Source organism: Mycobacterium sp., from assembly GCF_035623875.1.
Taxonomy (GTDB): Bacteria; Actinomycetota; Actinomycetes; order Mycobacteriales; family Mycobacteriaceae; genus Mycobacterium.
The window spans coordinates 30,477-41,193 of the sequence record NZ_DASPSP010000283.1 but is presented as its reverse complement, the minus strand read 5'-3'; the positions used below and the strand labels follow the sequence as shown (position 1 = coordinate 41,193).

The following is a 10,717-nucleotide window of genomic DNA, read 5'->3' as shown; positions in this document are numbered from 1 at the left end:
GACGACGTTGTAAGTGACCGCTATCGGGCCGAACACCGCCGGAAGGTCCCACGCGGGCGAGCCGCAGCGCTCTTGCGCATGGTCGGGTTCGCCTTTGCCGGGATCCAACGGCTTGTCGGAGCCCGCCAGATCGGTTTCGTTATTGAGGAACTGATCCACCCCGGCGCCCGAGCCATTTGCGTTGTAGTCCAGCGTGTAACCCGGGCACGCCCGGATATAGGCGTAAACAAATTGCTCGATCGCGTTCTCCTGCGCAGTCGAACCGCTGGCGAGGAGTTTCTTCTTACCGCCGCAGTCCACGGCTATCGACGGCGGATTGGAACCAGACGGCGACGATGAGGTGCTGTTTTTGCTACCGCATGCCGACAACAGCAGCGCGCCGACGACCAGCAGGCTCACCGCGACGGCGCACCGGTTGACCTTCACTACGCTCCTTTTAATCCGTCGCTGGAGACGAGTCGCCGCCCGGCAACAGGACGATGAGCTTACCGTCAACAGAGAACCCTCTAAACATGAATGAATCTTTGACGACAGCTTTGTGCTGGCTTTGTGTGTCCTGCGAGGAATCTGCCTGCTTAGACGCGACCGCAGCTTTGCCGCAGCATCATCGGCGCAGCTCAGGTGGCTCGGTTGGCCTCTACCAGGAAGGCCAGCAGCAGCTCGTTGACGATTGCCGACTGCTCGATCTGTGGGCAGTGCCCGGCAGCCTCGACCACGGCTGACCGCCCCCCGCGAATCTGGTCGGCGATCTCTTTCGCCCAGCCCGGCGGAAGGAGCTTGTCGCACCCGCCCTCGACCACAAGCGTAGGAATCAAGACCCGCTCGTAGGCGCGTTTGCTCGACGGAGGCGGTGGCGGCGCAGCCCCGGGCCGCCGGAAACGGGCGGCCGCGAGCGCCTCCCACGCACCGGGAGCAATGCTGGACTCGTAACGACGCTGGATGTAGTCGTCGTCGGCCGGATACGACGGGTCGTGGAAGAGCGCCTCGACGATACGGCGCATCGCCGGCACGGTCGCGTCGTAGTCGTAGAGCGCCTCCATGTGCTGGTTGCGCTGGATTTCGCCACCGCCACAAATGGCCACCAAGCTGCGCATCGGTAGCGCCGGCGAATCCGACGTGGCATCGGTGAGCAAGTTGATGGCGCCCATCGAATTGCCGACGAAATGTGCGGAGTCAATGCCGAGCTCGTCGCAGAACCGGGCGATATGCCGTATCCGCATCCCCCGCCCATCGTTGAAGTCGATGACTTTGGCCGACTGCCCGAAGCCCAACATGTCGGGTGCCAACACTCGATACCGCTCAGCAAGTGCAGGTATCGTTCGCTCCCAGCCGATTTCGGCGCTGACGCCGAATTCGCCGCCGTGCAGCAGGATCACCGGGTCGCCATTACCGGCTTCCAGGTAGCTGGTGACCAATCCGTCGACGACGACGGTTCTGCGTCGAATCTGCAAGGCGAGCACCTCAGTTCGGGTCAAGCGGGCCGATGGGTTTGGTAGTCGTCGCGTGCACCAGCAGTGCGGCCAGCTCCCGCGGCCGACTCAGGAAGGGACAGTGCGACGTGTCGATGGTCAACTGCTCGACGCCGAGTCGCTGCGCCACCACATCCGCCAGCCAACTGGGCATCGAGCGGTCCTGCAAACAGCGGATGAAGCTGCGGGGCAGATCGGCCTGCCAAAACCGCGGGATAGACACCGGCGCCACCGTGGTTTCGCCGAAGCGTTCCGGGCCAAGCCGCTCGAACGCCCAGCGGGCGGTCTGCTCGTCGCAGTCGTGCCAAAAGTACTCCCACGCACCTCGCAGATCAGCGAAGGTCATCGCGCCGTCCTCGGCGAAATGCAAGTAGCCCAGCATCTTTCCGGCGTCACCGTCGAACTCACCGTCCTCGGAGTTGCGCATCGTCATCGCCTCGGGGTAGCTACGGCCTTCGCGCGGCAGCGCCGCGGCCAAATAGACAATGTGGCTGACCCGATCTGTCGCGGCGTCAGCGGCGAGCGTCGCATCGAACCCGCCGCCAGAATGTCCGACCAGGACATCACCGGGCTGCAGCACCGAGACGATGGCCTCCCGGCGGTTGTCGAGGGTCGACTCCTCTGCGACCCGGTCGCCGTGACCGGGCAGGTCGACCGCCAACGCGGTGTGGCCGAGCCGCTCAAGCTCGGGAATCGTGCGGCTCCAGCACCATGCGGCGTGAAACCCGCCGTGCACCAGCACAAACCGCATAGTTCTTTCCCTACCCGCCGACCTGGCCCGGACCTGATCGCGCGAACGTCACCAACTGCGACGCCAGAGTGCCGCCCAGACCGACCACTAGCGGCCCTTGGCTTTCCGGGCCTTCCGTCAACATCGACCGTGCCCTCCTTACTTGATCGCGATGGGATTCACTGGAGAGCCCACCGCACCAACGATTCTCAACGGCGGGGCGATGAGCTGAAACTCGTACACGCCATCAGCCGCACAGTCGGCCGCCAACGCGGTGAGATCCCAGTATTCGCCAAGCATCAGCCCCATGTCCCGCAGGCACAGCATGTGCATGGGCAAGAACGTTCCCTCGACCCCGGATACCGGGTCTTCGACCATCAGATTGTCCGCGGCCACCGCCGCGATGTCGTGGTCATGAAGCCAAGAGGCACACCGCCAGTCCAATCCCGAGCCGGGTTCGCCCCCGTTTCCGGTGTCCAGAAACCTTGCCCACCAGCCTGTTCGGATCAACACGATGTCACCGCGCCCCACCGTGACGCCCTGCGATCGGGCGACGTCGTCGAGCTCGGCCGGGGTAATCGGATTGCCGAGCTCAAGAAAAGTCTCCACACCGCGATGCCGAACGAGGTCCAGCAGCACGCCACGCGACGCGATGCCCTTGCCGTCGACTTTGTCGATGCCGCATCGGAATGCACCGAGGCTGGTCACCGAGTCAGCCGGAAACCCGTTGTAGAGCTGGTCGTCGTAGTAGACATGCGAGAGGGCATCCCACTGGGTGGCCGCCTGCAGCGGCATGATGATCATGTCGTCGTTGAAGCGGAACGGATTGTCCTGGAAGTATTTACCGAGTTCCGCCGCCCCGGGGTTACGGGCCCATTCCGGCCCGTAACGGGCCAACGTGTTCACGTCGCCGCCGTCCACCGTCATCACGTGCATCGGATTGTGCCGGAACTTGAACGCACCCTGCGGACCCGACGACCCGAAGTCCACACCGAGCGGAAACACCTTGCCGTGCTTGACCAGACTGGCCGCTTGGGCAACCTTGTCCGCGGAGATGAAGTTGAGCGTGCCCAGTTCGTCGTCGTCGCCCCAGCGTCCCCAGTTACAGACATCGCGCGCGACGCGGCGAAAATCGGTCAGACGGGCCACAGTGCGCGCCCCTCCTCGAGTTCCCGCGCGACTGCGGCGCCGATATTGCCGCCGTCGACCCAGAGGACTTGGCCCGAGATGTAGCTGGCGGCTCGGCTATTCAAGAACACCAGAACCGCCGCCTGCTCGGCCGGGTCAGCGACCCGGCCCAACGGTTTGGGGATGTCATCCAGGTACCGCTGGCCGTAGGCAGCGCGCACCTGATCAAGAATCGGGGTCTCGGTGACGCCTGGTCCGGTGCAGTTGATGCGAATACCTCGAGCACCGAGGACAGCGGTATTTCTCATGGTGTACAGGATGATCGCTTCTTTGGACAACCGATAGCCCCCGTCGGCCAGCGCATCCGGATGGCGCTGACACCACTCGATTCCCTCGGACATCGTGCGGGTGTTCAGCAGCCCGCCGACGACCTGCTGATGCTCCCGGTACCCGGCCGCCGCGAGCGAGGAGACACTCACGATCGACGATCCGGCCGGCATCTTCGCCAGCACCGCCTCGGTGACATGCCGTAGGCCGAGGAAGTTGATCGTGACGACGAGCAACGGATCGCCGACGCCAGAGGAGACACCGGCGATGTTGAACAGCGCGTCGATGTCGCGGCTGATCGACGCGACTGCGCGGTCGATGGACCCCGGGTCGGTTAAGTCGAGGGAATGAAACTCCGCGATGTCGGTGCTCGGCGGATGTTTATCCAACCCAACGACGTCGGCCCCAAGATCGGTGAGCTGCCTGACGACATCGGCCCCGATGCCCGACGCACACCCGGTCACCACAGCACGGCGACCGTCGTAACGCCACAGCTCTTCGATCTGTCCCAATTGTCAAGCGACTTCCGCTATCACGACTGCTGCGCTTTCTGCTCTTTGGCACGTTGCGCCGCCTGGACGCGACCTTCGTTGATTTCCGCCATGGCTTCGGGGATCTCGGTCGCGGTGAACTTTCCTCCGCGACCGGTGGGCAAGCCGCCGAATGAGTAACCCTCGTCGAACTTCGGAGCGGTCGACTCCGGCCGACGCGCCTCGATCTTCTCGATCACCGGCGCCAACCGCTTGGCCTTGTCCGCCACTGCCTTTGCGTCGCGCTCGATGAACTCCGGCAGCACCTCTTTACCCATCAGCTCGATGGATTCCATGGTGCCTTCGTGGCTGCGCGGGTTGAGCAGCAAGATGATCTCGTCAACGCCGCTCTCCTCGTAACCGCGGAGGAACTCGCGGACGGTGGCCGGCGACCCGATGGCGCCGCGACCGGGACCGTAGGCCAGCGTCGGGTCCTTCTCGCATTCTTCGAGATAGCGCTTCCACACTCCTGTTCGTCCGGGCGTGTGGATACCGGTCATGTAGTAGTGCATGATCCCGAATGAGAAGAACCCGCCGCCCATCCCGAGGCGCTCGAGTGCCTGCTTGTCAGTCTTGGCCACCATCATCGACAAATCGCCACCGATGGCAAGGATGTTCGGGTTGATCTGCGGGGTGATCGGCACGCCGCTTTCCTCGAGCTCCTTGTAGTAGCCGTTCACCCGCTCGGTGAGCGGGCCGGGGCCGGTGTACGCGAAACTCAGTGCCCCGATGCATTTCTGAGCCGCCATCTGCACCGACGCCGGCCGGGTGCAGGCAACCCACACTGGCGGATGCGGCTTTTGCAGCGGCTTGGGGATCACGTTGCGGGCCGGCATCTCGATGTGCTCGCCCTTGAACCCGGCGAAAGGTTCCTCGATCATGCAGCGGATCGCGACCTCCAGCGCCTCTTCCCACTGGGCCCGCTTGTCGGCGGGGTCGATGCCGAAGCCGCCCAGCTCACCGATGGACGAGGATTCACCGGTGCCGAACTCGACCCGTCCATCCGAGATGAGGTCAAGGGTGGCAATGCGTTCGGCGACCCGGGCCGGATGGTTGACGGCCGGCGGAAGGTGCATGATGCCGAATCCCAGCCGGATGTTCTTGGTCCGCTGACTGGCCCCGGCCAGGAACATCTCCGGCGCGGTGGAGTGACAGTACTCCTCCAGGAAGTGGTGTTCGGTCAGCCAGACGGTAGAGAAGCCGGCCTTGTCGGCCACCTCGACCTCGTCGAGGCAGTCCTTCAGCAGGACGTGCTCGTCGTCCGGCTGCCAGGGCCGGGGTAGGGCGAATTCGTAGAACAACGAGATTTTCAACTGGTACCTCCTGAAATAATTGAGCGAATGAAGTTTTCACTGACTAGGTGCTTGGCCGCGACGTAGCCGAAGGTCATCGCCGGCCCGATGGTCGCGCCGGCCCCGGCGTAGCTGCGTCCCATCACCGCTGCCGAGGTGTTCCCCACGGCATAGAGGCCGGGTACGACGGTGCCGTCGGTGCGCAGCACCCGGGCGTATTCATCCGTGCGCAGACCACCTGATGTGCCCAGGTCGCCGAGAACGACTTGAAAGGCGTAGTAGGGCGGCTTGCCAAGCGGATACAGGTTGGGGTTGGGCAGGGTGGGATCTCCGTAGTAATTGTCGTAAACGCTGTCACCTCTGTTGAAGTCGTCGTCGTGGCCGCTGCGGGCCAGCTCGTTGAAACGTGCGGCGGTACCGCGAAGCTGGCCGGCCGGCACCCCGATCTTGGTTGCGAGTTCATCCCAGCTCTTCGCCGCTTTGACTACTCCCGACTCCAGCCACGCGACGGGGATCTTCCGCCCAGTGGGTACCGGGGCGCCCGGAATCTTCGGTAGCGGAAGATGTCCGGCGACGACATAGCGATTGAAGGACCGATGGTCGGTGATGAGCCAGCACGGGATGTGGGTGACACCGGATTTCTGACCCTTGATCATGGCGTGGCCGAAGTCCATGTAGGGAGCTGCCTCGTTGATGAAGCGCTTTCCTTCGCCGTTGACGATGAACTGCGACGGCATCATGCGCTCGTTGAGCATGAACTGCATTCGGCCATCCGGCCATTGGATGCCCGGGAACCACCAGGCCTCATCGAGCAGGTCGGCGGCGGCGCCGACTTTCTGGCCGGCGCGGATGCCGTCGCCGGTGGCCGCGGGGTTGCCGAAGCTCCAATCCTGTTCCACGGTCGGCTGGTGCTCTTTGCGCCACGCGAGGTCGTGGTCGAATCCGCCGGTGGCCAGGATGACCCCACGTCTGGCGTAGACCCGCAGCGGTGTGCCGTCTTTCACGACAGTCGCGCCGGCGACCGACCCGTCGTCGTCGGTGAGCAGTTCCGTCATCGGTGAGTCCAGCCACAGCGGGATACCGCGGTCCTTCATCGCCAGCCGGAGCCGCGCGGCCAGCGACTGGCCGATCGCCGCGATCCGATCCCCGAAGACGTGTGCCCGGATCATCCGCCACACCAGCTTCATTAGGACGACCTTGCCGACCCATGACTGGCGAACTTGGTAGAACGACCGAAGCTCCTTGGGCCCCAGCCAGATTCCCCGAGGCGCCAATGCCAAGGGCGCAAGCAGATGCTGTTCCTCTTCCGCCAACGTGCGCAAATCGATCGGGGGAACATTGATCGTGCTGCCTAGCTCGGAACCGCCCGGCAATTCCGGGTAGTAGTCCGCATAGCCGGGCTTCCATACGAACTCGAACCACGGGCTGAGCTGTTCAAGGAACTCCATCATCTCCGGTGCTGAGTCGACGTACTGCTCGATGCGCGCATCGCTGACCAAGCCCTCGGTTATCCGGCGCATGTAGTCGACGATGCCGTCCGGCGAAGGCGCGTAGCCTGCTCGGCGTTGCGCCGGCGCTCCCGGTACCCAAATGCCGCCTCCCGACAGCGCGGTGGAACCGCCGAAGTGACTCGACTTTTCGACGACTAGCGTCTCCAAGCCGGAGGCGTGGGCGGCCAACGCCGCCGTCATCCCGCCGCCTCCAGAACCGATGACCAGTACGTCGACTTGGTGGCTCATGTCGGCACGGCCGTTCTGACGGCGAAGCCGACGATCAGCTCGGCGGCTGGCCGGTAATAGCGCGCCGCGGTCTGATATGGCCCAGTGGACGCCAGCGCCGCGAAGGCGGCGACCCAGGTGCGGATCTCATGAGCGGAGTTGCCGCCCTTCTGAGCGATGAACGAGTTGGACCACTTGTCCAGCTCGTCGAGTTGCCCGCCGTCGAGGATCTCGAGGAATTGGTGATCCCACGCCGGATTGAGGGGCTGAAGTTCGCTCCCTCCGCCGGCGAAGCTCTTGGCCGCGTCCATTACCGCCGCCTGCCGCGCGAGCCGCTGTTCGGGGGTCATCGGCCGGCCGTGCACAATTCGTTCCACGACCGCCGGCGTCCCCGTTGCCAGCGTCGGAACCGGTGGATCATGGGACAGCCCACCGGATCCCACTACCAGGACCCGCTTGTTCAGAGTGGCCAGATAGCGACCGACCGCGGTGCCGAGCGTCCGACAACGATGCAGCGGCCCCAGCGGGGTCGCGACCGAGTTGATGAAGATCGGTATCACTGCGCGCGCCCTGGCGTCGCCGAACAATTTCTCCAGCGGTTGGACGGTCCCGTGGTCGACGTCCATGTGCGCCGATATCGCGATGTCGACGCCCGCGGACAGGACCGCCTTCCCGCATGCGACCGCGAGCGCCTCGGGCACGTCGAGCGGCCCGGCGTAGGTGCCGTAGTCGCCGACGCCCTGCGCGTGTGCACCGATGCAGAACGGTGGCATCAGCTTGTAGAAGAAGCCGTTGTAGTGATCCGGGGCGAAGATGACGACGAGCTCCGGGTCGAAGGCTTCGACGAATTCCCTTGCCCGCACAAGCGCCGCATCGATGTCGTCAAGGAGGTCCTGCGCCGGCCCGGGCAGATTCAGTAGCGGGCTGTGGGACATACAGCACAGGGCTAGTGGCACGGTTTCCTCCCGGTGTCAAGGTGAGGACGTCGAAGAGCGAGGCACTCAGCTCGGGTGCGAGTTGAGCGATACAGGCGCCCGCGATGCAACGGTCTGGGCGCAGAAACAACACGGATTCTTTGTGGGTGTCGAACCAGGCTTTCAGCTCGCCGCCGCGGTCGCCGACGACCAGAACGTCCGGATCGTCGTGTCCGGTCCAGTGCAGCTGACTCAGCGGCCGTGCCGCCACAAACTTCGCACCCAGCGCCTTCCAGTTCGCAAACGCTGTGGCGCACAAGATTTCACGCGGGTTGTTGTTCCAGCACAGTACCGCGAACCATCCGCCCAGGACGTCGTCGAGCAGGACGTCCTGGTGCTCGCGGGTGTCCACACGGGGTTGCACAAATAAGGTGCCGACCGGCGAGTCGGCGCTGCGCGGCTCGGAGTGCACGACGGCGCCCTGCTCGTATCGCGGCATCGGCTTGAACCGCATCTCCAGCACATACCGCTTGAGCGAAGGGACAATTGACGCTGACCGCACCAGAAGATCGCGGGCCGCGGCGACCCGCCGGTTGGTCGGAGAGATGACCCGGCCCACCATTGTCGACAGGTCGATCATCGCCCGCGCATGCTTGCGGCGTTCCACGTCGTAGGTGTCGAGCAATGCATCCTCGGCGTATCCGGTCACCACCGCGGCAAGCTTCCAACCCAGATTCGCCGCGTCTCGGATACCGCTGTTGTAGCCCTGGCCCTGCCAGACCGGCATCAGGTGGGCGGCGTCTCCGGCGAGCAGGAGGCGACCCCGCCGAAACGCCCCGGCGATCCGTGAGTGATGGGTGTAGACCCGGTGCCGGATCACGTCGACTCGGTCGGGGTGGGGGACGAAGTACGCAAGCATGCGCGCAAGAAAGGCCGGATCCTCGGCCTGCTCGTCGGTCTCGTCGGCGTGAATCATGAACTCGAAGCGGCGAATCCCGTGTGCGATCGAGATCGACGCGTAGGGACGCTGCGGATCGGCACCGACCTCGCTGTTGGGATGTCCCAGTGGATCGTTGGCGACGTCGACGACCAGCCAGCGCGTCGGTGAGGTGGTGCCGTCGAAGGACACGCCCATCAGCCGCCGAGTGGTGCTCCGCCCTCCGTCGCATCCGACCACGTAACGCGCCCGCAGGTTCTTTCGCCCACCCTCGCCGTCGAGTTCGACGGTCACCCCGTCGGCGGTTTCGGTGCATGACGTCATGGGACGGCCCCACCACACGTCGACGTGCTCGAATCTGTCTAAGCCGCTGAGTAACTCGGCATCGACCAGCGGCTGCACGAACCCGTTGCGTTTGGGCCAGCCGAAACGCGCGTCGGGCGGTGCCATTTCGGCAAGCACCCGACGTTTGGCGTCGACGAATCGCAGGATCTGATTGGGCACCGTGTGGGGCAGGATGCGATCGACCAGACCGATCGCCTGGAAGGTGCGCAGCGACTCGTCATCGAGCCCCACACCGCGGGGATAGTCAATCAGCGTTGCGCGCTCGTCGACCACCAGGGTGCGTACACCTTGCAGGCCAAGGATATTGGCCAGGGTCAAACCGACCGGGCCGGCGCCGACCACGACAACGTCGACGTCTCGGACCTCTTGGTTACGGACCACAGTCAGCGCCCCAGCAGGAAGTCGAGATGCAGGCGATTGAAGGTCTTGGCGTCCTCGTACTGCGGCCAGTGACCGCATCCGGGCATCACCTCGAACCGCGCGCCGGGGATCATCGACGCGATACGGCGGCCCTCGGCGACATCGGCGGTCGGGTCGTCGCTGGTCCACAACACCAGGGTGGGCGCGGTGATGGCCCCGTACTCCGCCGGGCCCAAGATGTTGCGGGCCCGGATCTCGGGATCCTGCAAGGCCATGATGTCGCGCATCGCCGCGACGAAGCCCGGCTGGCGGTACACCCGCTGCCGGCTGGCGACCAGATCGTCGTAGTCCTTGGATTTGTCGGCCATCAACCATTTGATCCGCGCTTGCACGGTTTCCCAGGTGGGATTCTCCGCGGCGGCCATGGACAGTGTGATGATCCGTCGCATCACCTCGGGATCGGCCTGCGAGCCGCCCGCGGTGTTGAGGACCAACCGGTCGACCTTGTCGGGATGGTCGACGGCGGCGCGGGCGGCCACCCAGCCGCCGAGCGATTCACCGGACAGGCTGGCACGCTCGGCGCCGATGGCGTCCAGGACCGCCATCAGGTGCTCGACATAATGGTCGACCTCCAGCGGATGGCCGGGCTTGTCGGTGTAGCCGTGACCCAGCATGTCGATCGACCAGGTCCAGAAATGCTCGGCGTGCGCGTCCAGATTGCGGACATACGCCTCGGCGTGGCCACCCGACCCGTGCAACAAGATGAGCACCGGCTTGGCCGGGTCGCCGGCACGGAGGTAGCGGGTTCGCACGCCACCGGCGTCGAGGTAGCCCTGCGCGAACGGGACACCCTGCAGATCACTCCACACGCTCTCGTGCTCGGCCACTCGTTCCTCTCGCGCTGCTGGGAAATTTTGTTCTCGTTTTGCGTCGACCGTGTGTGCTAAAATCGCACACTAATGTGCAC

10 protein-coding genes are annotated in these 10,717 nt (G+C 64.7%); all 10 read right to left on the bottom strand.

Annotated elements, in window-relative coordinates:
* Positions 1-426 (bottom strand): substrate-binding domain-containing protein (locus VEI45_RS22955; protein ID WP_324856823.1); only part of this gene is annotated, 426 nt, incomplete at its 3' end.
* A 191-nt stretch (positions 427-617) separates the two neighbouring features.
* Entirely contained in the window at positions 618-1,451 is an 834-nt protein-coding gene (locus VEI45_RS22950) for an alpha/beta fold hydrolase (protein WP_324856822.1), read from the bottom strand.
* A 10-nt stretch (positions 1,452-1,461) separates the two neighbouring features.
* Positions 1,462-2,220 carry an alpha/beta fold hydrolase gene (locus VEI45_RS22945; RefSeq protein ID WP_324856821.1) on the bottom strand — a complete coding sequence of 253 codons (759 nt, stop codon included), beginning with the start codon at positions 2,218-2,220 and terminating at the stop codon, positions 1,462-1,464.
* Between the two features lie 138 nt (positions 2,221-2,358).
* A complete protein-coding gene (locus VEI45_RS22940) occupies positions 2,359-3,348 on the bottom strand; it encodes a cyclase family protein (protein WP_324856820.1) in 990 nt (329 codons plus the stop codon).
* On the bottom strand, positions 3,336-4,166 hold the full coding sequence (locus VEI45_RS22935) for a coniferyl-alcohol dehydrogenase (protein ID WP_324856819.1): 831 nt from the start codon (positions 4,164-4,166) through the stop codon (positions 3,336-3,338). Before VEI45_RS22935 ends, VEI45_RS22940 begins: the two co-directional genes overlap by 13 nt.
* Before the next feature lie 20 nt (positions 4,167-4,186).
* A complete protein-coding gene (locus VEI45_RS22930; protein ID WP_324856818.1) occupies positions 4,187-5,497 on the bottom strand; it encodes an LLM class flavin-dependent oxidoreductase in 1,311 nt (436 codons plus the stop codon).
* Positions 5,494-7,215: an FAD-binding protein gene (locus VEI45_RS22925; protein ID WP_324856817.1), complete on the bottom strand. Its 1,722-nt coding sequence runs from the start codon at positions 7,213-7,215 to the stop codon at positions 5,494-5,496. The genes VEI45_RS22930 and VEI45_RS22925 overlap by 4 nt, the downstream gene beginning before the upstream one ends.
* Positions 7,212-8,129 (bottom strand): 3-carboxyethylcatechol 2,3-dioxygenase, encoded by a 918-nt coding sequence (locus VEI45_RS22920; protein ID WP_324856816.1) that lies wholly within the window; start codon positions 8,127-8,129, stop codon positions 7,212-7,214. Before VEI45_RS22920 ends, VEI45_RS22925 begins: the two co-directional genes overlap by 4 nt.
* Positions 8,077-9,777, bottom strand: a complete 1,701-nt coding sequence (locus VEI45_RS22915; RefSeq protein WP_414687568.1) for a bifunctional 3-(3-hydroxy-phenyl)propionate/3-hydroxycinnamic acid hydroxylase — start codon at positions 9,775-9,777, stop codon at positions 8,077-8,079. The genes VEI45_RS22920 and VEI45_RS22915 overlap by 53 nt, the downstream gene beginning before the upstream one ends.
* Positions 9,774-10,637 carry an alpha/beta hydrolase gene (locus VEI45_RS22910; RefSeq protein WP_324856814.1) on the bottom strand — a complete coding sequence of 288 codons (864 nt, stop codon included), beginning with the start codon at positions 10,635-10,637 and terminating at the stop codon, positions 9,774-9,776. Before VEI45_RS22910 ends, VEI45_RS22915 begins: the two co-directional genes overlap by 4 nt.
* Between the last annotated feature and the right edge of the window lie 80 nt (positions 10,638-10,717).

Coding starts and splice junctions, on each gene's coding strand:
- VEI45_RS22920 (WP_324856816.1), bottom strand. CDS start 8,129: ATGTCCCACAGCCCGCTACTGAATCTGCCCGGGCCGGCGCAGGACCTC.
- VEI45_RS22945 (WP_324856821.1), bottom strand. CDS start 2,220: ATGCGGTTTGTGCTGGTGCACGGCGGGTTTCACGCCGCATGGTGCTGG.
- VEI45_RS22925 (WP_324856817.1), bottom strand. CDS start 7,215: ATGAGCCACCAAGTCGACGTACTGGTCATCGGTTCTGGAGGCGGCGGG.